General features: G+C 42.0%; 29 protein-coding genes. 9 read left to right on the top strand and 20 right to left on the bottom strand.

Going from position 1 to position 25,497, the window contains the following annotated elements:
- Positions 1-75: 75 nt before the first annotated feature.
- From WAE57_RS01240 to WAE57_RS01180, 13 genes are all read right to left on the bottom strand, one after another.
- Positions 76-444 (bottom strand): GFA family protein, encoded by a 369-nt coding sequence (locus tag WAE57_RS01240; protein ID WP_237788120.1) that lies wholly within the window; start codon positions 442-444, stop codon positions 76-78.
- 72 nt (positions 445-516) lie between these two features.
- Positions 517-1,956 carry a M48 family metalloprotease gene (locus WAE57_RS01235; RefSeq protein ID WP_337707663.1) on the bottom strand — a complete coding sequence of 480 codons (1,440 nt, stop codon included), beginning with the start codon at positions 1,954-1,956 and terminating at the stop codon, positions 517-519.
- 86 nt (positions 1,957-2,042) lie between these two features.
- The gene (locus tag WAE57_RS01230; RefSeq protein ID WP_237788118.1) at positions 2,043-3,011 is read right to left on the bottom strand and encodes a D-glycerate dehydrogenase; all 969 of its coding nucleotides are present in this window, start codon (positions 3,009-3,011) and stop codon (positions 2,043-2,045) included.
- Entirely contained in the window at positions 3,008-3,673 is a 666-nt protein-coding gene (locus WAE57_RS01225; RefSeq protein WP_237788117.1) for a hypothetical protein, read from the bottom strand. The genes WAE57_RS01230 and WAE57_RS01225 overlap by 4 nt, the downstream gene beginning before the upstream one ends.
- A gap of 97 nt (positions 3,674-3,770) precedes the next feature.
- The gene (locus tag WAE57_RS01220; RefSeq protein WP_237788116.1) at positions 3,771-5,660 is read right to left on the bottom strand and encodes a M48 family metalloprotease; all 1,890 of its coding nucleotides are present in this window, start codon (positions 5,658-5,660) and stop codon (positions 3,771-3,773) included.
- Positions 5,661-5,750: 90 nt separating this feature from the next.
- On the bottom strand, positions 5,751-7,289 hold the full coding sequence (purF, locus tag WAE57_RS01215) for an amidophosphoribosyltransferase (RefSeq protein WP_086176038.1): 1,539 nt from the start codon (positions 7,287-7,289) through the stop codon (positions 5,751-5,753).
- Between the two features lie 24 nt (positions 7,290-7,313).
- Complete coding sequence (locus tag WAE57_RS01210; RefSeq protein ID WP_337707662.1) at positions 7,314-7,901, bottom strand: CvpA family protein; 588 nt, start codon at positions 7,899-7,901, stop codon at positions 7,314-7,316.
- Positions 7,898-8,908: a quinone-dependent dihydroorotate dehydrogenase gene (locus WAE57_RS01205; RefSeq protein WP_237788113.1), complete on the bottom strand. Its 1,011-nt coding sequence runs from the start codon at positions 8,906-8,908 to the stop codon at positions 7,898-7,900. The genes WAE57_RS01210 and WAE57_RS01205 overlap by 4 nt, the downstream gene beginning before the upstream one ends.
- 90 nt (positions 8,909-8,998) lie before the next feature.
- The gene (gspM, locus tag WAE57_RS01200; RefSeq protein WP_337707661.1) at positions 8,999-9,478 is read right to left on the bottom strand and encodes a type II secretion system protein GspM; all 480 of its coding nucleotides are present in this window, start codon (positions 9,476-9,478) and stop codon (positions 8,999-9,001) included.
- Complete coding sequence (gene gspL / locus WAE57_RS01195; RefSeq protein WP_337707660.1) at positions 9,478-10,617, bottom strand: type II secretion system protein GspL; 1,140 nt, start codon at positions 10,615-10,617, stop codon at positions 9,478-9,480. Before gspL ends, gspM begins: the two co-directional genes overlap by 1 nt.
- A gap of 30 nt (positions 10,618-10,647) precedes the next feature.
- The gene (locus WAE57_RS01190) at positions 10,648-11,103 is read right to left on the bottom strand and encodes a phosphoglycerate mutase family protein (RefSeq protein ID WP_337707659.1); all 456 of its coding nucleotides are present in this window, start codon (positions 11,101-11,103) and stop codon (positions 10,648-10,650) included.
- 71 nt (positions 11,104-11,174) lie between these two features.
- Positions 11,175-12,248 (bottom strand): NAD(P)H-dependent glycerol-3-phosphate dehydrogenase, encoded by a 1,074-nt coding sequence (locus WAE57_RS01185; RefSeq protein WP_337707658.1) that lies wholly within the window; start codon positions 12,246-12,248, stop codon positions 11,175-11,177.
- Positions 12,249-12,281: 33 nt separating this feature from the next.
- Positions 12,282-12,857: a nitroreductase gene (locus WAE57_RS01180; protein WP_337707657.1), complete on the bottom strand. Its 576-nt coding sequence runs from the start codon at positions 12,855-12,857 to the stop codon at positions 12,282-12,284.
- A gap of 226 nt (positions 12,858-13,083) precedes the next feature.
- Here WAE57_RS01180 and WAE57_RS01175 point away from each other — a divergent pair, with 226 nt between their 5' ends.
- On the top strand, positions 13,084-13,464 hold the full coding sequence (locus tag WAE57_RS01175; protein ID WP_337707656.1) for a hypothetical protein: 381 nt from the start codon (positions 13,084-13,086) through the stop codon (positions 13,462-13,464).
- A gap of 129 nt (positions 13,465-13,593) precedes the next feature.
- On the opposite strand, the gene rhlB is transcribed toward WAE57_RS01175, so the two are convergent.
- A complete protein-coding gene (gene rhlB / locus WAE57_RS01170; protein WP_086176047.1) occupies positions 13,594-14,745 on the bottom strand; it encodes an ATP-dependent RNA helicase RhlB in 1,152 nt (383 codons plus the stop codon).
- 99 nt (positions 14,746-14,844) lie between these two features.
- Positions 14,845-15,057 carry a cold-shock protein gene (locus WAE57_RS01165; RefSeq protein ID WP_004648643.1) on the bottom strand — a complete coding sequence of 71 codons (213 nt, stop codon included), beginning with the start codon at positions 15,055-15,057 and terminating at the stop codon, positions 14,845-14,847.
- Between the two features lie 383 nt (positions 15,058-15,440).
- Here WAE57_RS01165 and WAE57_RS01160 point away from each other — a divergent pair, with 383 nt between their 5' ends.
- The 5 genes from WAE57_RS01160 (at position 15,441) to WAE57_RS01140 (ending at position 18,226) form a co-directional block, all read left to right on the top strand.
- Positions 15,441-15,674 (top strand): sulfurtransferase TusA family protein, encoded by a 234-nt coding sequence (locus tag WAE57_RS01160; protein ID WP_337707655.1) that lies wholly within the window; start codon positions 15,441-15,443, stop codon positions 15,672-15,674.
- Between the two features lie 140 nt (positions 15,675-15,814).
- Positions 15,815-16,684, top strand: a complete 870-nt coding sequence (gene rpoH / locus WAE57_RS01155; protein WP_086176049.1) for an RNA polymerase sigma factor RpoH — start codon at positions 15,815-15,817, stop codon at positions 16,682-16,684.
- Between the two features lie 161 nt (positions 16,685-16,845).
- Positions 16,846-17,211, top strand: a complete 366-nt coding sequence (locus WAE57_RS01150) for a DUF423 domain-containing protein (protein WP_237788105.1) — start codon at positions 16,846-16,848, stop codon at positions 17,209-17,211.
- A 19-nt stretch (positions 17,212-17,230) separates the two neighbouring features.
- Positions 17,231-17,428, top strand: coding sequence for a sulfur carrier protein ThiS (gene thiS / locus WAE57_RS01145; protein ID WP_301434936.1), 198 nt, complete (start codon positions 17,231-17,233; stop codon positions 17,426-17,428).
- Positions 17,429-17,440: 12 nt separating this feature from the next.
- Positions 17,441-18,226 carry a thiazole synthase gene (locus WAE57_RS01140; RefSeq protein ID WP_086200191.1) on the top strand — a complete coding sequence of 262 codons (786 nt, stop codon included), beginning with the start codon at positions 17,441-17,443 and terminating at the stop codon, positions 18,224-18,226.
- Positions 18,227-18,286: 60 nt separating this feature from the next.
- On the opposite strand, the gene WAE57_RS01135 is transcribed toward WAE57_RS01140, so the two are convergent.
- The 3 genes from WAE57_RS01135 to WAE57_RS01125 all read right to left on the bottom strand — a co-directional run bounded on the left by WAE57_RS01135 (position 18,287) and on the right by WAE57_RS01125 (position 20,025).
- Positions 18,287-18,607, bottom strand: coding sequence for a putative quinol monooxygenase (locus tag WAE57_RS01135; protein ID WP_337707654.1), 321 nt, complete (start codon positions 18,605-18,607; stop codon positions 18,287-18,289).
- A 26-nt stretch (positions 18,608-18,633) separates the two neighbouring features.
- Positions 18,634-19,215, bottom strand: a complete 582-nt coding sequence (locus tag WAE57_RS01130; protein ID WP_337707653.1) for an NAD(P)H-dependent oxidoreductase — start codon at positions 19,213-19,215, stop codon at positions 18,634-18,636.
- Positions 19,216-19,413: 198 nt separating this feature from the next.
- Complete coding sequence (locus tag WAE57_RS01125) at positions 19,414-20,025, bottom strand: glutathione binding-like protein (protein ID WP_237788100.1); 612 nt, start codon at positions 20,023-20,025, stop codon at positions 19,414-19,416.
- Between the two features lie 218 nt (positions 20,026-20,243).
- Between WAE57_RS01125 and WAE57_RS01120 the strand changes: the two genes are divergently transcribed.
- The gene (locus WAE57_RS01120) at positions 20,244-21,701 is read left to right on the top strand and encodes a SulP family inorganic anion transporter (protein ID WP_337707694.1); all 1,458 of its coding nucleotides are present in this window, start codon (positions 20,244-20,246) and stop codon (positions 21,699-21,701) included.
- Positions 21,702-22,025: 324 nt separating this feature from the next.
- On the opposite strand, the gene WAE57_RS01115 is transcribed toward WAE57_RS01120, so the two are convergent.
- The gene (locus tag WAE57_RS01115; RefSeq protein ID WP_337707652.1) at positions 22,026-22,160 is read right to left on the bottom strand and encodes a hypothetical protein; all 135 of its coding nucleotides are present in this window, start codon (positions 22,158-22,160) and stop codon (positions 22,026-22,028) included.
- 397 nt (positions 22,161-22,557) lie between these two features.
- Between WAE57_RS01115 and WAE57_RS01110 the strand changes: the two genes are divergently transcribed.
- Both WAE57_RS01110 and trmB read left to right on the top strand, forming a co-directional pair.
- On the top strand, positions 22,558-22,986 hold the full coding sequence (locus WAE57_RS01110) for an EamA family transporter (RefSeq protein WP_086176310.1): 429 nt from the start codon (positions 22,558-22,560) through the stop codon (positions 22,984-22,986).
- 250 nt (positions 22,987-23,236) lie between these two features.
- Positions 23,237-23,953, top strand: coding sequence for a tRNA (guanosine(46)-N7)-methyltransferase TrmB (gene trmB / locus WAE57_RS01105; RefSeq protein WP_237788097.1), 717 nt, complete (start codon positions 23,237-23,239; stop codon positions 23,951-23,953).
- Between the two features lie 59 nt (positions 23,954-24,012).
- On the opposite strand, the gene WAE57_RS01100 is transcribed toward trmB, so the two are convergent.
- On the bottom strand, positions 24,013-25,473 hold the full coding sequence (locus WAE57_RS01100; RefSeq protein ID WP_337707651.1) for a coniferyl aldehyde dehydrogenase: 1,461 nt from the start codon (positions 25,471-25,473) through the stop codon (positions 24,013-24,015).
- Between the last annotated feature and the right edge of the window lie 24 nt (positions 25,474-25,497).

The following is a 25,497-nucleotide window of genomic DNA, read 5'->3' as shown; positions in this document are numbered from 1 at the left end:
AATCGATTCTGTTCATTATTTAAAATTCACAAGACATAAAGATTATCATAGGCATAATCATTCTAGCAGCAGATTTTATTCATCGATATGCAGAAAATCAGGTTTGTATTGCACATAAGCCTGTTCGGGTGGCGCAGATACATGACCTTGAGTTACCGTCCCTAAACGTAAACGGATAATATCCGGTAAATCCAAGCGATATGAATAGATCGGGCTGCCACATTTCTGACAAAACACCCGTGCTTTATGTGGACTATGAAAATATTCTTTTAGAAATTTAATGCCTTGAGTAATTTCAAATTTTGATTTCTGCAAGGGACTGTTCCATCCAAAGATGGAGCCTTGCGCCATTTGACAGTGCTTGCAATAACAGATGATGGTTTTTTCAATCTCAGCATGATAACGATACTTCACCACCCCACATAAGCATTGACCTTCTATCATCTGCAACTCCTTATTTTTATCAGCACGGTAAAGGTAAAATAGCTATTTCAAATTTAAATCCCAAATCCTGAATTAAATTCTTAACTGTCGTTCTTTTTGCATTTCATTGATGCGCAGTTTTAATTTTGCAGCCAACAGTTCATTATCTTTCGTCAAGCGTTGTGCATGCAATAAGGATTTAATCGCATTTTCTTCCGATCCCGACCAGTATTCCACTTCTGCCCGATATCGCAATACATTCACGGTTCTAAACGCTGACTGCTGATCGAGATTTGCAGCTTGCTGCATCAAGCGCCAGGCCTGTATATCACGCGGGTTTTTATTGGTGAATCGCTGAATCAGCTTCTGTGCCTGCGCAGCATCTTTCTGGCGAATATAAACTTCTGCCAGTTTAAAAGCCAAAGCCCGGTTTTCCGGCATAATCCGTGCTGCTGATTGAATGGCCTGATAGGCTTGCTCGTTTTTATTCTGTCCCAGATAAATGTCGGTTTGAATTAAAACCAATAAATTATTTAAGCGCTGCTGTGCTTTCGCCTGATTCAAAACCTGCTGCGCCAGAACATAATCACCCTGTTTTAAATAAAATGCAGCCAATGCCAGCTGGCCGGCAAAATTATTGCGATTGGCCAAAACTTGCAATTGCTGTTCTGTCGCCTGATTAGAAATGACCCTGCTGTACCATTTCAGTATTTCAAAATCTTCATCATGCAAGCTTGATTTTACCAGAGGGAATTGATTGGCTCTTAAACGAGCTTCACTCATCCGCTCGGTACTGAGTGGATGGGTTAACCAGAAGTCAGGCAAGAAACTGACCTTGCTGGTTGACCGATCCATCACTTCAAAAAAGTCGGCCATACTTTGCGGATTAAAGCCAGCGCTATACATATATTGCATCCCAATCCGGTCTGCTTCCTGCTCCTGATTACGGCTATAGTTCAGCTGTTTATCCATTAACGCCGCCTGAGAACCCAGCATCACCGCAGTCCCTGCATCACCATCAGCTTGGGAAGCAATCAGCGCACCGACCAGTAATCCTGCCACAGTTAACAGGCCTTGCCCCTTAAACGCCTCTTGCGAGCGACTGTAATGACGTTGTGACACATGTGCCACTTCATGTGCCATCACTCCAGCCACTTCATCGATATTTCGGGCAGATGTCACCATCCCCGTATTGATGGCAAACAGTCCACCGGGAACAGCAAAAGCATTGATTTGCGGATCATTGATAATCACCAGACCTATGGGCTGTCCCAGCTGGGTCTGGCTTAGAATATGGGAAAATACATCACCTAACTGGTCTTCCAACCATGGGTTTTGCAGCACCGACATTTGATGTTGCACTTCACGGAATACTTTTTCGCCAATCATTTTTTCTTTTTGTTGGTCAATCAAACCAATGCCGCTGCCGATTTCAGGAACATTAAATTGCGGCATTGAATTGAAATTCGCACTGTGCGTCAATGCCATTGCAGAAAGCAAACCGATGTTGCAAGCCCATAAAAACCGTTTCAATGTGATGTTCTCAAACTGCTTTTTTAAGATTTATCAGACTATAACATTGAAAATTGGAGCAATTTGCAATGAAGTGTTATCAAATTTTAAGAAAAGGAAGGATTCAGCACATACGCAGGTGTGCGCCCTTCCAGAGCATCTACCAAGTTACGATAAGCCAGTTCAGCCATTTTTTTACGTGTTTCTGCAGTCGCAGAACCCACATGTGGCAAAGTCACTACATTTTCCAAAGCAAAAAGTTCAGATTCTTGTAAAGGCTCTTTTGCATAGACATCTAGGCCAGCGGCAAAAATTTTACCGGCTTTGAGTACCTCAATGAGCGCCTGCTCATCCACCACAGAACCACGGGCAATATTGACAAAAACCGCATGTGACTGCATTTGATCGAACTCGTGCTGACCCATCAGCGCTTTAGATTCTGCATTGAGATCAACAGCCAGCACAACAAAATCGGACTGTTGCAACAATTCATCCAAAGCACAATAACGGGCATTTAACGGTTGCGCCAGTTCCAGTTTTTCACGGCGGTTGTGGTACAGAATGTTCATGTTAAAACCATAAAAACCACGCCGTGCAATCGCAGCTCCAATATTTCCCAAACCGATGATTCCGAGGGTTTTGGCAAAAATATCCTGCCCGAATTGCGCCATCCCGACGGTACGTTGCCAATTGCCCTGCTTGGTCCATTGATCAAGAGCAGGAACTTTTCGTGCTGCACTCAGCATTAAGCTAAAAGCCAAATCGGCAGTGGTTTCGGTTAATACATGCGGGGTATTGGATAACCAGATTTTTTTCTGGTTTAAATAGGCCAGATCATAGTTGTCATAACCCACACTGACACTTGAAATAATTTTAAGCTGTTGTGCTGTAGCCAAATTACTTGCATTGAGTAGACGCCCTGCGCCAATCATTGCATCGGCATCTTTAACCTGTTCAAGTAGCTGCGCATTGATATCCCCAAGTTTCGGGTTAATCATGACTACATGATATTGTTGTTGTAATCGCTGAAGGATATCCTGATCTAACTGGCTAAAAACGACAACTTTCTGCTTCATGTTCCATCCGTGTTTTGCGGCCTTTTTTGCATAAACTGCCACAAGCGTTTTTTTAATAAGGGCTGATCCAGCATTTCCTGCAAACCAGCCAAATTGATACTTTTGGAATGTCTAAAATAAGTACATTGCCCGAGAAAGATAATATTTTTATCTGCACTTATTGCATCGAGAAAGCCTTGCACATAACTCTCCGCTCCGTGACCATCCTGAAAATTCATTAAAGGAAATGGCCACTGCAATTCATAATATTCAGCCAGCATTGCCTGTTGAATATTACTCCAAAGCTGCTGCTGCTCAGCGCTCATTTCGGTTGCATCAACCACGATGACGCAATGTGGCAAACTTAAGGCTTGCAATTGAAAAGCTGCAATTTGCAGCGCTGCACGTTCTGCGATGGCTTCAGCAACAACTTCAACTTTTTCTGTACTTGCTGAGACCGGAGCCTTGACAGGTTCTATACGCTCAATCGCTTGCTCAGGATCGGCCTTAAGCTCTAATGGCAAGACTGCTGGCGCTTTTGCCAGCACAATTTCAGTCTGGTATTCAGGTGCAGTCTGGTCGCGCCAGATTGATGAAGAGGGCATTTTTTGACATACAGCATCCCGGGGAATCCAGATATCGATTCCCAATGTTGCCAGTATGTCACGCTGATGCCCTATCATCTTTTTTCATCACCCATTGAATACTTGGTATTCTAACGAGATTACTGATTTTTTGCTGTGCTTTTATTGAATCATCACTAATTTTATCGCAACTTGTTTAGACAATCATCAAACTATTTTTCTTCTGCATCAGTTCAACAATTTCATCGGTTTCAAAACCAAAACGCCAATACAGCAGTTGCAAAACATCCAGTTCATCTTGGGTAATAATACGATCATTCCACAAACATAGCTCAGCAACACCCAAAATACTTAAGCGGTCACGCAGCAATAAACCTGCAATATCATTTAAGATTTCTGACAAATCAATCGGCTCATCTGAAATTTCGGCATACATTTCCAGCTCTTTTAGCGTGAGTACCCGTCGCAGAATTTTTTTACGTACATCGAGCTGATTATGGCTATTAATCTGCTGTACATGCAACAAGGCATCAATCAAACGCACGATCTGCGGCTTTACATCTTCCAGTGAGGTCGGGGTATGTAAAGGCAGCAGATTCAATTCATATTTCACACGTTCCAGTAATAAAGCATCTAGCAGACCTATTTCACCATCTTCCTGAATGATTCGCGCCAGTTTCATTAAAAACTGTCGTGCAATGGTCGCAGGCATGCTGCCAATATTTTTACATGCTTCATAAAAGATCGAGATATGCACCCGGCCATCCAGATGCAGTAATGAATCCACGATGGCACGGCTAACTTCGGCTTCAGCCGGAATAAATTCACGGTACTGCCGAATCATTAAAATGGCTACCATCACTTCTCGCGAACCCGTAGCAGTCTGCAATGCACGCTGGATTAATTCAGGACGCTGCATATTGTTTCGAATTTCTGGATTTAAGGGTTTAATGGCATCCTTCAGGGCAAAACTGATTGGTGACAGGCGCAGCAAGGGCAAGGGTTGCGGGGAACTCCAAGGTATATAGACTTCACTGTTCAACTCATCAAGCGAACGGAACAGACTAAATAAGGGCTGATTGCGTAATTTCTTCAAATTTTCAAGCTGTAAATCCTGCACCAGCCCGGGATTCAACTCATAAATACGTTGATCAATACGCGGATGAATATTCATCCAGTTTTGTGGGCCTAAAGAATTGGCAAAACACATATGTGAAATGGATTCTGCATATTCGCTATGAATTTGTGAGCCTGAATGATGCACATAAATTCTGAGCAAGGTTTGCACATTGGCATCATTTTGAATCAGACGTCTGGTTTTTTGATCATTCTTAAAAGTGCGGCTACCGAGTGAAATATATTTAATAAAACGGGTAATCAAAACCCCTAAACTTCCAACCAACCAGATCAGCCCACCCATAGCCACAAAGAAAGTCGCAAGTTTATGCCTATATGCCTGACCATGCTTGGTAAAGCCCAATTTGGCAATTTTACTGCCCCACTGGCTCAAAGTCGTCAGGCTGCTGTAAAGAATTTTTAAACGCGTATTTTCAGCTGTTTCACCCGATAAAATTTTATTGAACTCATGACTTAACAGACCATACAACTCTAATTCATCCAGATTCTGCAAAGCGCCCCAGGTTAAAATGATCACAATATCACGTGGATAAAATCCGGCTGTAAGTGCATTTACTCCGACTTCATCAGGCAATACATATACCGTAGGTGTATCAATTAAAAAGGTTTCAGCCAGCTGTTCGGTAATTTTAAGCGCTATACTTTCTTCAGGAATACTTTCGATTAAGTTTAAACGACGAGCCCCCATCTGTTTCGCCAGTGAATGTCCACCAGAACGAAAAACATAAAACTCATACCCTATAGAAACAGCCATCACACTCAGTAATAAAGCGATCAAATAAGGACTTAACACATGCCAGAAGATGGATTGAGTTTGATCAAAATAGAAAACATTCAACCCCAAAATGGTATTTAAAATAAATAATGTAAGCAACACCGCAAGTACACAGATACTTGCAGACCAAATCATATTTTTGTTTTGAATAAAAGAATAACCAGCACTCTTCAATGTAAAGTTCCTTTATTACATTGTATTTATCTACTCATCATAAATTAAAAAAGCGGGAATTTCCCGCTTTTCATCGCATGAAAGAAGAATTTATTCTTCTTTCACGCCAGTCAAGTCTACTGATGCAGCATCGATATTGACATCAATATAGCCGTCTTGAGCTTTTTTCGCAGAATCGTTACGCTTATTCTCAAGATTATCGAGATAAGCTGCATCAATACCACCTGCCACATACACACCATCAAACACCGAACAGTCAAATTCCTGCAATGCCGGTACTTTACTGGTACGTACTGCGCCTTTCAAATCTTCCAGATCCTGGAAAATTAAACGGTCAGCACCAATAATTTCACGAATTTCTTCAACGCTACGGTTTGAAGCAATCAATTCCGCTTTTGCCGGCATATCAATACCGTACACGTTTGGATATTTCACCATCGGTGCAGCTGAAGCAAAGAATACTTTTTTCGCGCCAGCATCACGTGCCATTTGAATAATTTCGTTACAGGTGGTACCACGTACAATCGAGTCGTCTACCAGTAAAACATTTTTGCCTTTAAACTCAAGCTCAACCGGGTTAAGTTTTTGACGTACTGATTTTTCACGTTGCTGCTGACCCGGCATAATAAAGGTACGTCCGATATAACGGTTTTTCACAAAACCTTCACGGAATTTAACACCCAAGCTATTTGCCAGTTCCAAAGCGGAAGTACGCGAAGTATCTGGAATTGGGATCACCACATCGATGTCGTGCTCCTCACCCCATTCACGGATAATTTTATTGGCCAGTTTTTCGCCCATCTTCAAACGTGCCTTATACACTGAAATGCCGTCGATGATTGCATCTGGACGTGCGAAATAGACATATTCGAAGATACAAGGACGATATTCAGGATCTGCAGCACATTGCTTGCTGAACAATTCACCTTCTGAAGTAATCAAGATTGCTTCACCCGGTTCAATATCGCGCTCAACCTTAAAGCCTAAAGCGGTAATCGCTACAGACTCGGAAGCAATGATATATTCCATGCCTTTTTCAGTTTCACGCGAACCATAGATCAATGGACGAATACCATTTGGATCACGGAAGCCGACCAAACCATGTCCAGTGATCATTGCCACAACACCATAAGCACCCTTGCAACGCTCATGTACACGTGACACTACATCAAAGATATCTTCCGGTGATGGATTCAACTTGCCGTTCTTGTGCATTTCATGTGCAAAAACGTTTAGCAGTACTTCAGAATCCGAATCGGTATTCATGTGACGAAGATCTGTTTTAAACAAATCTTCATGAATTTCTTCAGCGTTGGTCAAGTTACCGTTATGCGCCAAGGTAATACCATAAGGCGAGTTCACATAAAATGGCTGTGCTTCAGCACTGCTTGAAGAACCTGCTGTTGGATAACGCACATGACCAATACCGTAATTCCCTAGCAGTGCACGCATGTGACGTGTATGAAAGACGTCTCGTACCATACCGTTGTCTTTACGTAGGAACAAACGCCCTTCATGACAAGTTACTATCCCGGCTGCATCCTGACCACGATGCTGTAACATCGTTAATGCATCAAACAACATTTGGTTAACGGGTGATTTACCAGCTATACCAACTACTCCACACATAGCAACCTCGCAAACAAGCTAGGATTAATAAAAAGGATTATTTGTTGATTCATCTGTACGCGCTACATGCTTTTGCGTTTTATCAGATGATGAGTCGGAAGATGTCGGCGCACCTTCATCGGACTTGATATGAGCAAGTGCCCCTTGCGCCGCTTCTTTAGAAAGTTCAGTCGCCCAGGGTGCATAAGGAATAAGGAGTTGTACAAATTTAGACTGTTTCCAATGCGGGGAGCTTTCTACCCAAGGGCCAATGCCCTGCATGGTAATCAGTACAATCATTAAACCTTTTAAAGAGCCAAAAGCACCGCCTGCCAGTCTATTCAGAGGACCAAGCTTCAGACTCTTTAATATCTTGTTGAGAAATGCGGTAATAATCCAGGTTAATACCACCATGACCAAGACAATAAATGCAAAAGCCGCTATTTTTTGTACTACTGGATCTGCACTGAGTGAGACCATCGAAGGTGCCAGGATAGTTGCATATTTTGCACCGATGACCAGTGCAAAAATCCATCCTACCAAGTTCGCAAAGGCTGAAACCAATCCTTGTCGCAAACCGTTGAGCCCTCCAATGAGCAGAATAATCAGTACGAAGATATCCAGTGTATTCATGGCGTTTTTAAAGCATCAACACAATCTTTTACCAAGCTTGGACCTGTATATATGAGGCCACTATAAATTTGTACAAGGTTAGCGCCTGCTTGCTGTTTCGCAACCGCCTGTTCACCCGACAAAATACCGCCCACGCCAATCAATGGAATCTGACCTTTCAGTGCTTTAGCAAAAGCTGCCAGACAAGCAGTACTTTTTTCAAATACCGGAGCACCAGACAAGCCCCCGGCTTCATCGCCATGCTTCAGATTTTCTACACCTTCACGAGACAAGGTGGTATTGGTCACAATCAAACCATCAATTTTAAACTGGATGAGTTGTTTCGCAATAAACTCGATATCTTCGGCAGTCAGATCTGGTGCAACTTTAAGCACCAAAGGGACATAATGCTGATGTTCTTCAGCCAGTTCAAGCTGACGTTTTCTTAAGGTTTGCAACAATTCGGTCAGTGCATCGCCGCTTTGCAGGCTACGCAAATTTTTGGTATTCGGTGATGAAATATTGACAGTAATATACGAAGCGTAGTTGTAGACTTTTTCCAGACAGATCAGATAGTCATCCACTGCATTTTCAACCGGCGTATCGGCATTTTTACCAATATTAATGCCTAAAATGCCTTTGAATTTAGCTGCTTTGACGTTTTCAACCAGTTTATCCACCCCATCATTATTAAACCCCATACGGTTAATAATGGCTTTGGCTTCAGGTAAACGGAATAAACGGGGATGCGGATTGCCCGCTTGTGGACGCGGTGTAATGGTTCCAATTTCAATAAAACCAAACCCCAGTCCAGCCAGGGCATCAATATAAGCGCCATTTTTGTCTAAGCCGGCAGCCAAACCCACTGGATTGGGAAATTCGATTCCCATACAGGTCACAGGTTTGGACGCTACGTTTTGACGCATCATGCCCATGCGATGAGCTGATTTCAATAACGATAATGTTAGCTCATGTGCACGCTCTGGTGCTAAAGAAAACAACAAAGGGCGGGCAAGAGAATACAACATATCTATAAAAGTCTACTGCTTTTTAAGTCGCCATATTATAGGCATAGCCTGTACAAAACACCATGCTTAGCAGATCTTTATTTTTACCCATTATTGCACTGTCGCTGTTAATTTAATCTGCCCCGCCTCGGAAATTAATTCTATTTTTTCAAGGCTTAGACCCATTTGTGTCAATTGGGTTAAAAAATTGGCTAAAATGGCATAATTTTCATGCACTGCCACAATCTGAATTTGCTCACCTGTTTGTTGCGATGCCACAGATAATCCCTGCTGCTGGGCAACACGTTGCACTTTATCTGCCACAGTTAACTGTAAATCATCTGCAGGTTTCATGGTCACCGCGTTGCTTTGCATCCACACCATCATGTCTTTTAAATCATTGACCCGATTCTGCTGTTTATTCGCGGCAGCATGCATATACCAAAGCGCTGAACCAATGGCCGCAACCACAACAAAAATAGTGGTAAAGATCACCATATAACGTTCACGTACAGACAGCCGATCCAGATAATCAGTGATTCTTTCAATGGACTGATCAATCGAGTTTTGCAGTTTTTCTGAGCTATTCATTATTGTATTTTCACCAATCCCATTACACCCGCACCGTTCGGCTGAATATTACCCAATTCTGCCTTAAAGCCTTGCTGATTCAGCTGCTGGATTAAATTTTGCAGCACAGTAGATGAATTCGCTTTCAATTCCATGTTTAAAGCTGAAGCCTCGTAATGAACACGATTAGCCACAATCTGGTTTTGCATGAGCACCGGCCCAAGACGGCTCAGCAACTGCAAAGCTTGGGTGTTGGCACTTTTATTTAAGCGCACATGACTTTCAAATTGGCTTTTTAAATTCTGCTCGGTCACACGGCTGCTCTGCCCAAACCAGTATTTATACTGATCAACAGCTTGAAGTGCAGTCTGGTCTGCCACCTTTTTATATTTATACCAGCGGGTTAGATCATAGCCAAATTGAACCACTAAAGCAGCAACCAATACCGCAGCGCACGCTTTCCAATAGCCAGATACACCCGTGGTATTTTTGGCTTTGGGCAGAACATTAAAAGGATGATGTTGTGCTTTTTTTAATAAGGGCACGGCATAATCAAAAGTTTCAATCTGTTCATGCGTCACCATGGCTTCAAGGCTTTGCATTTGTTCAGCAGTAAAATTACTGATTTTATAAGATTGACCCTGAGGGTGATAATCTAAAAAAAGTGCCAGATCATCTACAGAATTTCCCATAAATTCACTTTCACGTACCAGCAAGCGCCCGGACAGGTTGGCAATAATGGTTTGCCCCACTTCTGGAACCGGCAAAATGAGAAAATCAGGCAATAAGGAAATAACTTTAACCGGAATGAGGTTCAAAGCATGTTGCAAGGTTTCAACGGTACTATGTGCCACGCCCAAAATAACCAGCTGATCGGGATTTTGAAAATGATGCAATACTTTCATGGAATCGATGGGTAAAACCACAAATTCTTCTAATAAATATTTTACCCCGTCCACACCCAATTTCTTGTATTGAGGCTTGGTCAGACTTTGTTGCAGCATTTGCACATCGCGACTGGGGAAAAATACAACCGCCTCTTGCCCATGATAGCCTTGAGTCTCTTGAATCAACTGTTCAAGACTAGAGGCCTGAGTCCAGCTCTCTCCAGTCGACCATTGCCAAACCCCATTGGCTTCAGGCATCCATAAATACAACATTAATGTTTTTCTGCCGTTTTAATTAATATTTTATGCGTTTGGTATAAAACTTTTTAACTGGGTTGATAACCCAGTTGCAATGACTGCCTGCTCATAGATCCGCGCTTCAGCCAAAGCATACGGATGAAAAGGTTCTGCTGTCAACAATGACGAAATATGTGCCACCACATTCATATGACACACCACCACAATGGATTCATAAGGAAGCTGTGACAACCAGTCCACTGCCAACTTCGCATCATCATCGGGTTTAATTTTATTGCACACCAAGACTGGCACATCAGGAAAATAATGTTGCAGATGTGCCAGGGTTTCCTGCGCGCGCAATAAGGGACTCACCACAAAAGCATCTGGCTGGATGATATCCTTTAAATATTCTGCGGTGAGTTGCGCCTGTGTATGACCACGCTCGGTTAAAGGACGCTTGTCATCATTGCCATGCACTGCTGGAGCAGCTTCACCATGACGGACTAAGGTAAGTTGCATAAAATTTCCTTATTTTCGAATATGCAGCAATTATAACCAGGCTTTATGAAGGTAAGAATCTTATTAAAAAATTACACTTCATTATGAGGCAAAACAAATTCCACATCACTACGATGCCCATTTTTCATCAGTGAAAGTGCGATGCTTAAAGGTGGAGCCCCTTCAAAAATCACATCATATAGCGCACTGGTAATTGGCATATACACATCCAACTCTTCCGAACGGCTGCGCACCTGCACAATGGTATTGATCCCTTCAGCAGTTTGGCCCAATTCTTCAGTGGCCTGTTCCAGACTTTTACCGGAACCCAGGGCAAACCCAACTTGATAGTTACGGCTGAGCGGGCTGTTACAGGTGGCAAACAAGTCACCTACGCCTGATAAACCAAGGAACGTCAGAGGATTTGCACCCAACTTCACTGCAAAACGGCTCATTTCTGCCAGTGCACGGGTTAAAATCATGCTCTTGGTGTTTTCACCCACCTTATAAGCAGCAGCCATACCCATGGCAACAGCATAGATATTTTTTAACGCCCCACCCAGCTCCACACCATGCACATCATCACTAGCAAAAACCCGGAACAATGCACTATGCAATGCTTGCTGTACGGCATAACGCACCAGTTCCGATTGGCTGGCAATCACCGTTCCTGCAGGTTGTCCGGCCATAATTTCTTTGGCCAGGTTTGGTCCTGAAAGTACACCATACGGAACCTGAGGCAATTCCTCACGAATAATATCGCTCATAAAATGGAAAGTTTTTGCCTCAATCCCTTTGGTCAAGGAAATAACGGCCTGCGAAGTAATAAAAGGCTTAATTTGTTTCAGTACATCGCGAAAAGAATGGCTCGGAATAGCCACTAAAATAATGTCACGATCACAAACGGCAGTTTCCAGATCCAAAACTGCCTTTAAACCCGGTTCCAAAACAAAATCGGGTAAATAGCGTTTATTGATATGGGTCTGGTTAATTTCTGCTGCTGCCGCTTCATCACGAATCCAGATCATGGTATCGCAACCATTACGTACCGCAGTATTGGCCATAGCAGTACCAAAACTACCACCCCCTAATACCGTTACACGCAAAGCCGTTTTTTGATCGATGACAACCGGTTCAACAAGATCTGAAAATTTCAACTCTGACATTATTTTTATATCTCAACTCATGATTTAATACAGTTATTTGTTCCAATAACTGACATAATTTTGTGTATCCACTGCTGTACGCGCTGGAATCGCTTTCGCTGCGGTTCCAATATAAATAATTCCAGAAATTAAATCATCTTCTGATAGTCCCAGGCTTCGCTTAAACAATGGCGACTCAACCACCGCCCCACTACGCCACATGGTTGAAAAGCCTTGTACCTGTAAAGACAATAAGAAGTTTTCTATTGCCGCGCCTGAACTTAAGGTTTGTTCAAAATTAGGCACTTTAGGATGGGGCTGAAACTGGGTTAATGCCAAAACCAGCAGCGGTGCACGAAATGGATGATGCTTAACACGCTCCAACTGAGCCGGATCGGTTTCACCCATATCTGCCAGAGCTTTAGACAGCAACTCACCAAAAGCTTCACGCTGATCACTCAGAATCACCACAAAACGGGTAGGCTTTAAACGGTGATGATCTGGTGCAGTCAAAGCCGACTGAAAGGCTTTCTCCAGTTGCTCTGCATTCGGCGCAGGCTCAACCAAATGCCCAATCGACTGACGTTGATGAATATTTTGATGAACCGTGTCTACCGCTGAATCCGTCATTGACTTTGATATCTGTGTACTAAATATTTCATCAAGATTAGCATAATCTCGTTCAGATACTCTAGAGCGTTGAGTGAATGTCTACTCCACAATAGCCAACTTAACCAACTTTCAGTCACAGAGAGTTCATATAAAGCTGCATATTTCATACAAGTCCTTCAAAAATCATTCAAAAAATCATGTTCAAATAATTCAAATTCTTTTTAAAACAATCCAGGGGAAAAAGATGAATCAAGTCTTTGCACTCGCTTCAACAGCTGCCGTTGCTCTCACCCTCACCGCATGTGCATCCAATCCAACCACATCATTAGCTGTGCAAAAAGAAAATAATCAATATGAAGTGACAGGTATCGGTAAAAGCAGTTTAATTTCTAAAAATAATGCGATTACCGCAGCCAATAACACTTGTGGTAAAAAAGCCACCCCTGTCATCGTGAATGAAAAAACTGAATACAATGGCGCCTTAAAAGGTGTAGTTGATGAAAAAACAGGACAAATGATTCAGGCTGCAACCACGGTACTTGGCACCTTGGCTGGCAAAAGCGGCAGTCTGGCACGTGATGAAGACTATCAAACTGTCCTAACCTTTACTTGTCGAGCCAACTAAAGTTTCTAATAAGGGTCTATCTCAGCTTATTCACTCAATAAAATGTCTAGATCAAGAAGCAAAAAAAGCCGCTTATTGAAGCGGCTTTTGGTTTACATGTTATTTAATACTTAGATTAACATCTTAAAATTAACAGTAACCTTCTAAACGGGTTAAAGGTAATTTCTGGCCAATGGCCTTTTCAATTTCCGGAAGATAGAACGCATCATCTTCAGACAAGAAACTGATACTCACGCCACTGGTTCCCGCACGACCGGTACGGCCAATACGATGGACATAGTCATCCGACTGTTCAGGCAAGGTAAAGTTAATCACATGCGAAACGCCATCCACATGAATACCACGACCTGCCACATCGGTTGCGATCATAATATTATGTTGACCATTCTTAAACTGGTCCAGCATTTTCAAGCGTTTGTCCTGTGCAATTTCACCAGACAGCATCACCACTTTATAACCGTCTTTTTTCAGGTGATCATAAAGCTTACGTACTTGATCACGACGATTGGCAAAGATCATGACTTTTTCAATCGGTTCATCACGTAAGATTTCTTGCAACAACTTATATTTATCTGTTTTAGCAACCATATAAACGCGTTGCTCTACATCAGCATTGGTTTTCTTTTCCGGCTCAATTTCTACAGTCACCGGTTCGAACAACCACTGCTGCGCCAGGTTCAACACATCATAGCTAAAAGTTGCAGAGAACATTAAGGTTTGACGTTGTTCTTTACGCGGAGAAAAACGCACAATACGTTTTACCGATGGAATAAAGCCCATATCCAGTAAACGGTCTGCTTCATCAATCACCAAAAATTCAATCTGGTCCAGCCAGACTTCTTTTTGTTCAACGAAATCAATTAAACGGCCTGGAGTCGCCACAATAATATCGACAAAATTTTTATCTAGCTGTGCTTTCTGCTTATCAAAATCTACCCCACCCAGCAAAGTCACCAGATGCAGATCGGTAAATTTGGTAAGCTCCTTGGCATCACTTTCAATCTGTAAAGCCAGCTCACGTGTAGGTGCAAGAATCAATGCACGCGCTTCACCACGAAAACGCTGTTGTTTGATCGGATTATTCAGCAAATCGTTAATCACGCTGACCAGAAAAGCCGCTGTTTTTCCCGTACCGGTTTGTGCACGACCAATGGCATCATGTCCAGCCAAAGTGAATTTTAAAACCTTTTCCTGAATAGGTGTCATTTCTTTGAAACCTAAAGCATCAATTGCCTGTTTCAGTTTCGGATGTAAATTTAAGGTTTCAAAACCAGATGACATATAAATGTGCTCTAACTTAATGATCAAGAAAAATAGGACTCTATTATAAACAAAAACGCCCCAAATTACATTGGGGCGTTCTCATGAATAATCAGGCGATTAGTCTAAAGGTTGCACTTCTTCAGCTTGGAAGCCTTTTTGACCTTTAACTACGCTGAATTCAACACGTTGGCCGTCACGAAGTGAACGGTGGCCGTCACCTTGGATAGCGCGGAAATGAACGAATACGTCGTCGCCGCCGTTACGTTGAATAAAGCCGAAGCCTTTAGTGTCGTTGAACCATTTAACTACGCCTTGTTCACGAGCTGTCATAAGTTAATCCTCATTGTATTTAATTAAAGGACCACCCGGTGTTGCAAACAGCAGAGTAAACAAGGTTTAAAAATAATTATTATTTCTAAGCTTGTAATCATTCTGTATTACTATTAACAAAATCCCGGTTACATCCATTGCAATATTCAATTTTAAGACACCTGAAATAGTGTCATTAATTTTGAATACGCGACGAGCTTAACACGGGTTTATAACAATTCATACTGTTTTTTTTGATTAATCTTCTTTTTGATTCCGCTTCTTTTTTACTAATTATTTCCTTATTTTAGATAAGTATATTTATGTTTAAGTTATATAATTTTATTGGGCTTTGGCACCAAATTTGCTAATATTTATTTAATGTTAATCAGATATAGAATGTGATGAATGATCTAGCCAATTCAGCAATAATTATTGATGCAATGGGTAAGCCTTGCCCCATGCCATTATTGATGCTTAAGCGAGCGATCAAGAACAAATCAGGCGGCATATTTTTACTCAAATCTTCAGATCCCCATAGTCAGCAAGATGTAAGCCGTTATTGCCAGATACATCAGATGAATTGCAAGATGAGTAAAATTTCTGATTCTGAGTATCACTACTTAATTGAATCTTAATTATTTTCAATTAAACTAGAACGTTTCAAATGTGCATAAAAAATTACATTTCTCTACCCAAATTTCCTAATTTCACGGAAATATTGGATTAAGATAAATTTATTAAGATGGTTATGTCATCCAACTCTCAAGGAGAACACATGAGTGACAGCAGCAATCAATTGATGCCCCTGTCATTATCGGCACCAGGGGTAAATCTCGGTGCTTATATAAGTACTGTCAATCAGATTCCTATTTTGACGGCTGAACAAGAAAAAGAGTTAGCCGAACGCTATTATTATGACCAAGATTTAGATGCCGCAAAAATGCTGGTAATGTCGCATTTGCGTTTTGTGGTACATATTGCGCGTAGTTACGCAGGCTATGGTTTACCACAAGGCGATTTGATTCAAGAAGGCAACCTTGGCCTGATGAAAGCGGTTAAACGCTTTGACCCGAATATGGGTGTGCGTTTGGTGTCTTTTGCCGTGCATTGGATTAAAGCTGAAATTCATGAATACGTGATTCGTAACTGGCGTATTGTTAAAATTGCCACCACCAAGGCGCAACGTAAATTATTCTTCAATCTACGTAGCCTAAAAAAATCCAGTAAAAAATTAACCCTGGATGAAGCACAATCCATTGCCAATGACTTGAATGTCACACCTGAACAGGTGCTGGAAATGGAAGGTCGTCTAACCGCTTATGATGCTGCCTTTGAAGCACAAGGCGATGACGATGATGAAGGCTCGACCCATGTCGCTCCAGCCTTATATCTGGAAGATAACCGTTACGATCCGGCACGTTTAGCTGAGGAAGAAGACTACGAGGAACAAAGTACTTCTGCCCTGCATGATGCCATGGATCAACTGGATGACCGTTCACGCAACATTTTACAGCGTCGCTGGTTAGATGATGAAAAATCGACACTGCATGAGCTGGCTGCTGAATATAACGTATCTGCCGAGCGTATTCGTCAGTTAGAAAAAAATGCCATGGAAAAAATTAAGGTCGCCATGTCATCTAATTAAGTCTTCCAACTAAGTGATCGAACCGATTTTATGATATTTTGAAAAAAAGGGCTGCGTGCTCTTTTTTTATATATAGGCTGCAGGAATGTTGCTTTTTGCCTTTCGTGCAAGTGCCAGAATATGCTAAGTTATGCGCAAATTTACTCAGGTAGTCATTGCTTATGTGGATTGCAATTTCAGCCCTCAATTTAGCTTTTGCTGTCATGCTAGGTGCTTTCGGTGCCCATGGTTTAAAAACACGTGCAACTGAAGCGCAATTGGCATGGTGGCATACCGCAACTGATTATTTTTTCTATCATGCACTTGGACTTTTGGCGCTTGCTATTTTAGCCAGAGTACTTCCCCAGCTTCCCATTAAAGCAAGTTTTATCCTGATTCAGGTTGGTATTTTCTTTTTCTGTGGCTCACTCTATGTCATGGCCTTGGGCCTACCCCGCGTTTTAGGTGCCATTACCCCGATTGGCGGTGCTTTGATGATTGCAGGCTGGCTGGTATTGGCGTGGAATGCCTTTAAATACGTGAAATAAAATTAAAGGGAAAATAGAGATGCAGATTTATTTAAATGGCGAAGCAAAAAACACCACATGCACCAATTTATTAGAACTAATTCAAGAGCTTGAACTTGAAGGCAAACGCTTTGCTGTAGAACAGAATGAAATGATCATTTCCAAAAGCAAACTGGCACAAACCCCTATTTGCGCTGAAGATCAAATTGAAATTATTCATGCCGTCGGTGGCGGCTAATTCGGAGCTCCCATGGAAGACACCCCGCTTATAATTGGTTCTCGTACTTTTAATTCACGCTTATTGGTTGGTACAGGTAAATATAAAGATTTAACTGAAACTGACCTGGCTATTCAGGCCAGCGGCGCAGAGATCGTCACGGTTGCCATCCGTCGGGTCAATATTGGCCAGCATCCTGATCAGCCGAATTTGCTTTCTGTCGTTCCACCAGAAAAATATACCATTTTGCCTAATACAGCCGGCTGCTTTGATGCCAACAGTGCAGTACGTACCTGTATGCTGGCACGTGAACTGCTGGATGGGCACAATCTGGTGAAACTGGAAGTACTGGGCGATGAAAAAACCCTTTATCCAAATGTCACTGAAACCTTAAAAGCAGCGCGTACATTAATTGATGATGGCTTTGAGATTATGGTGTATACATCAGATGACCCGATTATTGCCCAAGAATTAGAGAGCATGGGCTGTGTCGCCATTATGCCTTTAGGTAGCCTGATTGGTTCAGGTTTAGGGATTTTAAATCCGCATACCATTTCGATTATTAAAGAAAATGCCAAAGTTCCGGTATTGGTAGATGCAGGCGTCGGTACAGCGAGTGATGCTGCTATTGCAATGGAATTGGGTTGTGACGGTGTACTCATGAATACTGCAATTGCTGCGGCGCAAAACCCTATCTTAATGGCATCTGCGATGAAAAAAGCGGTTGAAGCCGGTCGCGAAGCATTCCTTGCAGGCCGTATGCCGCGTAAACGCATGGCCAATGCCAGCTCACCTGAAACCGGTTATTTCTTTAAATAAAGCTAAAGTCATTAAAAAAGGACTCAAATGAGTCCTTTTTTATATTTCAAGAAAATGCACTTAAAGGTTTAGCCCTTTCTGCATCATCCGGATTTTTACATCCAATACGTCATCTTTAACCTGTTGCTGATAGGCTTGCATATGTGGAGTCTGTAAATGTGCATTTAAATGTTCAAGACTTTGCCACTGTTCTAGCATGGTAATTGAATCAGGAATTTTGGTCTGATAATCGACGTCCGATTCATGATCGATCAGCAACTCATAGCCGTGACAGCCCGGTTCCTGCAAAACAGCAGGTGTTATTTTTCTAAACGCATTTAATACATTTTCACGATGCTGGTCACCTGGGCGAATCTGAATATCGGCAATTACAATCAACATGATTTACTCCTTCAACAACCGATCAATTAAGCAAAAACATCCATAAGATGTTGACGATAGTCATGTTCATATTGAGCGACATTGGGCATTTTTATCACATCATTCACAATGAAAGTCTCTAAACTTTTCATACCCAAAAATTGATTGGCTTTATGAAAGGGCAGATATACCCCGTCGACCCCAACGCCATGAAAAAATTGATAAGGGTCATTAAAAGCTTCGATCGGTGCATTCCAGGTTAAGGACAACATATATTTTTTATCGTGGATGAGGCCACCTGAACCATATTTTTTTGATGTATCTGAACGTGATCGGCCATCACTGGCATATAAAGTGCCATGCCCTTCGGTAAAAATTTCATCCATATATTTTTTTACTGTCCACGGTGCACCCATCCACCAGCCTGGCATTTGGTAAATGATGACATCAGCCCAGACATATTTTTGAATTTCCTGCTGAATTTCATAGTCGCTATCGGCACGGGAAATTTTAACGCTATGCCCCAGTTCGCCAAGCACAGTATTTGCCAATTCAGTCAAGGTGTCATTTAACTCGCCATTCGAGTGTGCAAACTGTTTGGCACCATTCACAATCAGAATATTACTCATTTATTCGCCTTGAATCATATATTTTCATAAGGCCAATATACTCAAATATCTTATTGATAAAAATTCATGAATTTGCAAAATACTATTGATTAAAAATCAATAATATCATTCTCCAATCCTTCCACTTCTAACACGTTTTAAAACCAAAAAAGGAAAAAGCACCCGAAGGTGCTTTTCAAATCAATTCAATGTAAAAAATTAAGGGATAAGGCCTTCATCACGCATGGCAATCTGTACCGATTGGCGTTCTGCCACTTTATTACGCAAGGCAATAATATTCTTATACGGCATTAAGTCATGTTCGATACCATTCGACCAGTTAGTTAATACGAATAAATATGCATCTGCCGGGCCAAAGTTATCATCGACCAGATAATCGTTATCTGACTCGCCAATTGCTTTATCGATATAAGTCAATAAACGGTCGATTTCGGCGTAGGCTTTTTCTTTTGCTTCTTTTTCCAAGGGAGCACCAAAGAAAACCGCATAAGCATCATGTAATTCTGAGTTTAAATATCCCAACCATTCTAGAACTTTGGCACGCCCAAGCCCGGATGGTGGAATCAAATCTTGTTTAGGGTCGTGCTGAGCAAGGAAAGGTAAAATGGCAACGTTTTCAGTAAGGATCAAACCTGGATTAATTTCTAAAGCCGGAACATAACCTTTAGGGTTAATGTCGTAATAATCTGTGCCTTTTTCAGTTTTATGTGTTTTTAAATCAACGCGCTCCAAGTCAAAATCAACATTAATTTCATTTAAAATAATGTGGGATGCCAAAGAACATGCACCTGGAGAATAATAAAGCTTCATACCTGATCCTTGTTATATATCTATTTACTGTTTTAAATTGCTTCTAACAAACTTTCAAGTGATCAAACCTGTAAATTGCAAAAAAGCGTAAATGTATAAAAATCACTTACCTTTTGAATATTGTATAAATCACGCATATTTTCAATTCAAACTGTTATGCATTTTTTATTAAACTTGTTTTAACATACGCATCTTTAAAATTTGTGAAAGCAATTAGTGTGATTAACCTGAAAAAAGAACAATGGTTTTCCAATATCCGTACCGATGTATTGGCCAGTTTGGTGGTCGGTTTAGCCTTAATTCCCGAATCCATCGCTTTTTCAGCTATCGCTGGGGTTGATCCACAAGTAGGCTTATATGCCTCTTTCTGTATAGCTGTCACGATTGCTTTTTTTGGTGGGCGACCTGCCATGATCTCTGCTGCAACGGGTGCTATGGCTTTGCTGATGATTACCCTGGTGAAAGATCATGGGCTGCAATATTTACTGGCGGCCACGATTTTAACAGGGATCATCCAAGTGATTGCAGCTCATTTTAAAGTGGCAAAACTGATGCGCTTTGTCTCGCAGTCCGTGGTCTATGGCTTTTTGAATGCCCTCGCCATTTTGATTTTTGTCGCACAACTTCCTGAAATCAGCAAAATGGATAGCTTAGGCTATTTATTTATGGCACTTGGCCTGGGCATTATTTATCTGTTTCCTTATCTACCCAAAATTGGCAAAGCCATTCCTTCCCCTTTAATCTGTATTGTTGTGCTCAGCGCTTTGGCCGTATTTCTGGGTGCCGACATGCGTAGCGTCAGTGATTTAGGACAGTTCCCCGATACTTTGCCGATTTTCCTGATTCCAGAAATCCCGCTTAACTTCGAAACTCTGCAAATTATTTTTCCCTATTCCATCACCCTTGCCACGGTTGGTCTGCTTGAAACCATGATGACCACAACGGTGATTAATGAGGTGACTGAGACCGAGGCTGACCGTCATCAGGAATGTCGCGGCCAGGGAATTGCCAATATTGTCAGTGGTTTTATGGGTGGTATGGCCGGTTGTGCCATGATCGGCCAGTCAATTATTAACGTGTCTTCAGGTGCACGTACCCGACTGTCGACTTTGGTGGCTGGTGTGTTCTTGCTCTGTCTGGTCGTATTCTTAAAAGACTGGCTGGCTTATGTGCCGATGGCGGCATTGGTGGCCATTATGGTGATGGTTGCCTTGACCACTTTCCAATGGGGATCAGTGAAACAATTCCGCCAGCATCCTGCTTCATTTAATGTGGTGATGATTGCTGTGGTGATGATTGCTGTGGTGATTGTGGTACTGGCAACGCATAATCTTGCTCTAGGCGTATTAGTTGGCGTGTTGCTGTCTGCACTGTTCATTATCAACAAGCTTGAAAGTGAAGTAAAAGTACAATCAAGCCTGCATAATAATCAACGCCACTATGTAATTAGCGGTCAAATCTTCTTTAGCAGTTCAGAAAAATTCTTCCAGTTTTTTAACTTTCAGGAACACATTGATCAGGTCACCATTGATCTGACACATGCGCATATTTGGGATATTACTTCGGTGAATATGCTGAATGCTGTGGTACAGAAGTTTGAAGCTAAAGGCATACAAACCACTTTGACGGGTTTAAATGAAGCCAGCAGTACCTTGATTGACCGTGTCAGTTCTTAAGTTATAAATTTGAACTGAATCTGAGAGATGAAGCAGCCCATTCAGGCTGCTTTTATTTTGAATTTTAAGTACTTAAATAAAATATCCGGCTTGATAAAGTCATATTCTTAAAGATAAATCTGTTATATTGACTATTAAATAAACAGCTATTTAAAAGTGCTTTGGCGTTTTGATATCAATGTATGCCTTTATTTGAGGAAATACGTGATTTTTTAATGGGGAACCTCTGAAATGCAATGCATCTTCAGCCGAAATACATTCAATGTATTCTATTCAACACTAGAAGTCATGGTTTCTTTATCTGAGTCCGATCATAAACTAATATTACAAATTCAGGATAATGGCATCGGCTTTGACCCGGCAACGGTTGAGCAAGGCCGGTACGTTGGCCTGCATAGTATGTGCACCCGAATTTCCCGTATTGGCGGTGAATTTAAAATTGATTCGTAACCTGGTCACACAACCATTCAAGTGATTCTTCCCTTAACGAAAAGCAAGCAGATGACAGCCATGGATTAGCGCATGCTTACTGTATGAATCAATACATTATTACAGGGTATCTGGTCTGATTTTCTTTATCATTTCAGATAAATCCAGTTTTTTGATTTTCCACAAAACCTATCAAAAATCGTGATGGATCTGTGTGATGTTTATATATGGGCTATGAACCATGGGGTACAGCAATTTTAAAGCTCAGCATATTGAAGTTGCCGGTTTAAATGAAGCAAGCCAGACTTATTGATTGCTATAATCCGCTGTAACTTTGAATTAAAATAAGCATGAGATTATCGCTGCTATCGTTTCTATACCCCTCTTACGATAGCCACCTAAAACTAAAAAAATCATAGGCAGCCATATGAATACGAATCACTGGTTGATGTGGGCGATATTATCTGCCTGCTTCGCAGCTTTAACCGCTATTTTTGCTAAAGTCGGTTTACGCCAGGTAGATTCCGATTTAGCCACACTCATTCGCACCGTGATTATTGTATTGGTATTAAGTTTAATGGTTTGGGGATTAGGCAAATGGCAGAATCCCTTATTGCTTTCAGGGAAGACCTGGCTGTTTTTAACTTTATCTGCCTTAGCGACCGGTGCTTCATGGTTGTGTTATTTTCGGGCCCTGCAACTAGGTCAAGCATCTCAGGTTGCACCGATTGATAAGTTCAGCGTAGTTCTGGTGACGGTATTTGCTGTTATTTTTTTAGGTGAACGGCCAAGCGTGCAGGAATATCTGGGTATTGTCCTAATTGCTGTTGGCGTACTCACCATTGCCTTAAAATAAGGTATTTTCTGACCCGCACCGCTTCCATATTTTCTAAGCCAATATTTTACAAAATACGCATTACTCTTAATTTAGTCAAAATATCCTTCCACAGCAGAAATTCTTACAGATTGGTACTTCTTATAATAAATAAGGGCACAACAACTACAAGACACTGCTGTCTTTGTTGCATCTTAAAAATGAAAAAGTTTGACTTGTCAGGCTCAGGACTTAAAATACCGCATTCGAATTTTTTACATTTGCCAAAGTTATGTCGAACGATCAATTAGACCAGCAAGTCGTAGAGCTGGACAACTTGAATGAACATCGTGAAATTGTCACTTTTATGCGTCGTTCATCTCCGCTGAATACCTCTCAACGTACTGCGCTTGAACAATATGGTCACCTAATTTTGGAATATCCGGTGGGTGACTTACGTCAGCAGTTTGAGCACCCTGAACGCCCGCTTACCGTTGAAATTGGTTTTGGTATGGGTCGCTCACTGGTACTCATGGCAAAAGCCAACCCTGAGCGTAACTATGTCGGTATTGAAGTCCATGTTCCGGGTATTGCGCAATGTGTGTATGAAGCCGGTATGGCAGGTCTAACCAACTTACGCTTGCTTGATGCGGATGCCATTCAGGTACTTCGCGAAATGCCAGATAACAGCATTAATGCCGTACAGCTGTATTTCCCTGATCCTTGGCAAAAGAAACGCCATTTCAAACGTCGCTTTGTATCACACGACCGTATGCCACTGGTGGAACAAAAACTGGAAATGGGCGGTACTTTCCACTCAGCGACCGATTGGGAACCGTATGCTGAATGGATGCTCGACGTTTTAGATAACCGTCCAAATCTTGAAAATATGGCAGGCAAAGGCAACAGCTACCCTCGCCCGGACTGGCGTCCGCAAACAAAATTTGAGCGTCGCGGCTTAGAGGAAGGTCATAAAATTAATGACTTCCTGTTTAAGAAAATTGGCTGATTTCGCCGATAAATATTGTAATAAAAAAGCACTCAACCGAGCGCTTTTTTATTGGGCCATTAGCGTATAAATAAACGGTAAATCAGCTGTTGAATCCACGTTCCATACGGTGGATAAATCAATTTCATCAAGCTAAATTTTGGCCGAACAAAAACCGACTTGGCATGACTAAAGGTCTTAAAGCCTTCATGACCATGATAATGCCCCATGCCTGAAGCGCCAATGCCTCCAAACGGCATATCTTCCATTCCGGCGGTCATGAGGGTTTCATTCAGGCAGACACCGCCACTATGGGTTTCATGCAGCACTTTCTGCTGTTCAGCCTTGTTATAGCCAAAGTAATACAAGGCTAAAGGACGCTCACGTGCATTGATATACTCAATCGCTTCGTCTATATGCTCATAGCAGACAATCGGCAAAATAGGCCCAAAGATTTCATTCTGCATCAATTGCATATTGTCATTTACATCTGTAACGATTGCATGTGGCATGCGTCTGCCATCCGCTTCCGGCTCAATCTGGATCAGCTGCGCGCCTTTTTGCTGTGCATCCAGTAAATAATGCTGTAAACGCGCGAACTGACGCTCATTGACGATGGCGGTGTAATCTGGATTGGCATGAATGCTGTCGGGATAAAACTGCTGAATCACGTCAAAATAGGCTTTGATGAATTCATCCTGCTGACTGCGATGCACCATGGCATAATCCGGTGCTACACAGGTTTGACCTGCATTCATGGTTTTACCAAAAGCGATACGGCGCGCGCTTTCTTTCAAGTCTGCATCCTGAGCCACAATGACTGGAGATTTGCCGCCCAGCTCTAACGTGACTGGAGTCAAATGCTCAGCTGCCGCATGCAGTACATGTGATGCAATTGAAGTTGCACCAGTAAACAGCAAGTGATCGAATGGCAGTTGGGTGAACTCTTGTGCGATTTGTGCATCACCCGTAATGACATTGACATGACTTTGGGCAAAGTTTTCTGCAATCAACTTTTTAAACAGTTCAGAAAACGCAGGCGTGTACTCGCTCATTTTCAGCATCACGTTATTGCCTGCTGCCAAAGCCTGTGCCAATGGCCCGATTGCCAAAAACAAAGGATAGTTCCAGGGCACAATTACGCCGATAACCCCTAAAGGCTGATACATGACATAGCCGCTGGCGGGCTGGAACAGAATACCGACTTCCCGCTTGCTCGGCTTCATCCATTTTCTTAAATGCTTCAGACTGTGCTTGATGCCATTCAAGCTGGTCATCACTTCAAACAGTCGGGTTTCATCGGCACTGCGGTTGGAAAAATCATGGCTGATGGCCTCAGCAATTTCATCCTGATGCTGTGCGACCATTTGATACAATGTTTGCAAATGCTGCTTGCGTTGTTCAAAACCAGGATAAGTCTGTGCTTTAAATACCTGCTTCTGCAGTTCAAAGACTTGCTGCAACTGCCCCTCCGCTGTGTCAGAATCGCCTGTTCCAGGCTCATCGAGGCTTTCAAAAAGCTGATGCTGTTCCATCGCCATAATCTTTTTTCCTATTTTTCTTGT

It is taken from the genome of Acinetobacter sp. NS-4 (genome assembly GCF_037402435.1).
Lineage (GTDB): Bacteria > Pseudomonadota > Gammaproteobacteria > Pseudomonadales > Moraxellaceae > Acinetobacter.
The sequence above is the reverse complement of the archived record's forward strand: the minus strand, read 5'-3'. Positions and strand labels throughout refer to the sequence as shown.

What these genes read in the sequence shown, in the direction of transcription:
- WAE57_RS01240 (WP_237788120.1), bottom strand. Translation starts at nt 444, where the DNA reads ATGATAGAAGGTCAATGCTTATGTGGGGTGGTGAAGTATCGTTATCAT.
- WAE57_RS01230 (WP_237788118.1), bottom strand. Translation starts at nt 3,011, where the DNA reads ATGAAGCAGAAAGTTGTCGTTTTTAGCCAGTTAGATCAGGATATCCTT.
- WAE57_RS01225 (WP_237788117.1), bottom strand. Translation starts at nt 3,673, where the DNA reads ATGATAGGGCATCAGCGTGACATACTGGCAACATTGGGAATCGATATC.
- purF (WP_086176038.1), bottom strand. Translation starts at nt 7,289, where the DNA reads ATGTGTGGAGTAGTTGGTATAGCTGGTAAATCACCCGTTAACCAAATG.
- WAE57_RS01210 (WP_337707662.1), bottom strand. Translation starts at nt 7,901, where the DNA reads ATGAATACACTGGATATCTTCGTACTGATTATTCTGCTCATTGGAGGG.
- WAE57_RS01205 (WP_237788113.1), bottom strand. Translation starts at nt 8,908, where the DNA reads ATGTTGTATTCTCTTGCCCGCCCTTTGTTGTTTTCTTTAGCACCAGAG.
- gspM (WP_337707661.1), bottom strand. Translation starts at nt 9,478, where the DNA reads ATGAATAGCTCAGAAAAACTGCAAAACTCGATTGATCAGTCCATTGAA.
- gspL (WP_337707660.1), bottom strand. Translation starts at nt 10,617, where the DNA reads ATGTTGTATTTATGGATGCCTGAAGCCAATGGGGTTTGGCAATGGTCG.
- WAE57_RS01190 (WP_337707659.1), bottom strand. Translation starts at nt 11,103, where the DNA reads ATGCAACTTACCTTAGTCCGTCATGGTGAAGCTGCTCCAGCAGTGCAT.
- WAE57_RS01185 (WP_337707658.1), bottom strand. Translation starts at nt 12,248, where the DNA reads ATGTCAGAGTTGAAATTTTCAGATCTTGTTGAACCGGTTGTCATCGAT.
- WAE57_RS01180 (WP_337707657.1), bottom strand. Translation starts at nt 12,857, where the DNA reads ATGACGGATTCAGCGGTAGACACGGTTCATCAAAATATTCATCAACGT.
- WAE57_RS01175 (WP_337707656.1), top strand. Translation starts at nt 13,084, where the DNA reads ATGAATCAAGTCTTTGCACTCGCTTCAACAGCTGCCGTTGCTCTCACC.
- rhlB (WP_086176047.1), bottom strand. Translation starts at nt 14,745, where the DNA reads ATGTCATCTGGTTTTGAAACCTTAAATTTACATCCGAAACTGAAACAG.
- WAE57_RS01165 (WP_004648643.1), bottom strand. Translation starts at nt 15,057, where the DNA reads ATGACAGCTCGTGAACAAGGCGTAGTTAAATGGTTCAACGACACTAAA.
- WAE57_RS01160 (WP_337707655.1), top strand. Translation starts at nt 15,441, where the DNA reads ATGAATGATCTAGCCAATTCAGCAATAATTATTGATGCAATGGGTAAG.
- rpoH (WP_086176049.1), top strand. Translation starts at nt 15,815, where the DNA reads ATGAGTGACAGCAGCAATCAATTGATGCCCCTGTCATTATCGGCACCA.
- WAE57_RS01150 (WP_237788105.1), top strand. Translation starts at nt 16,846, where the DNA reads ATGTGGATTGCAATTTCAGCCCTCAATTTAGCTTTTGCTGTCATGCTA.
- thiS (WP_301434936.1), top strand. Translation starts at nt 17,231, where the DNA reads ATGCAGATTTATTTAAATGGCGAAGCAAAAAACACCACATGCACCAAT.
- WAE57_RS01140 (WP_086200191.1), top strand. Translation starts at nt 17,441, where the DNA reads ATGGAAGACACCCCGCTTATAATTGGTTCTCGTACTTTTAATTCACGC.
- WAE57_RS01135 (WP_337707654.1), bottom strand. Translation starts at nt 18,607, where the DNA reads ATGTTGATTGTAATTGCCGATATTCAGATTCGCCCAGGTGACCAGCAT.
- WAE57_RS01130 (WP_337707653.1), bottom strand. Translation starts at nt 19,215, where the DNA reads ATGAGTAATATTCTGATTGTGAATGGTGCCAAACAGTTTGCACACTCG.
- WAE57_RS01125 (WP_237788100.1), bottom strand. Translation starts at nt 20,025, where the DNA reads ATGAAGCTTTATTATTCTCCAGGTGCATGTTCTTTGGCATCCCACATT.
- WAE57_RS01110 (WP_086176310.1), top strand. Translation starts at nt 22,558, where the DNA reads ATGAATACGAATCACTGGTTGATGTGGGCGATATTATCTGCCTGCTTC.
- trmB (WP_237788097.1), top strand. Translation starts at nt 23,237, where the DNA reads ATGTCGAACGATCAATTAGACCAGCAAGTCGTAGAGCTGGACAACTTG.
- WAE57_RS01100 (WP_337707651.1), bottom strand. Translation starts at nt 25,473, where the DNA reads ATGGCGATGGAACAGCATCAGCTTTTTGAAAGCCTCGATGAGCCTGGA.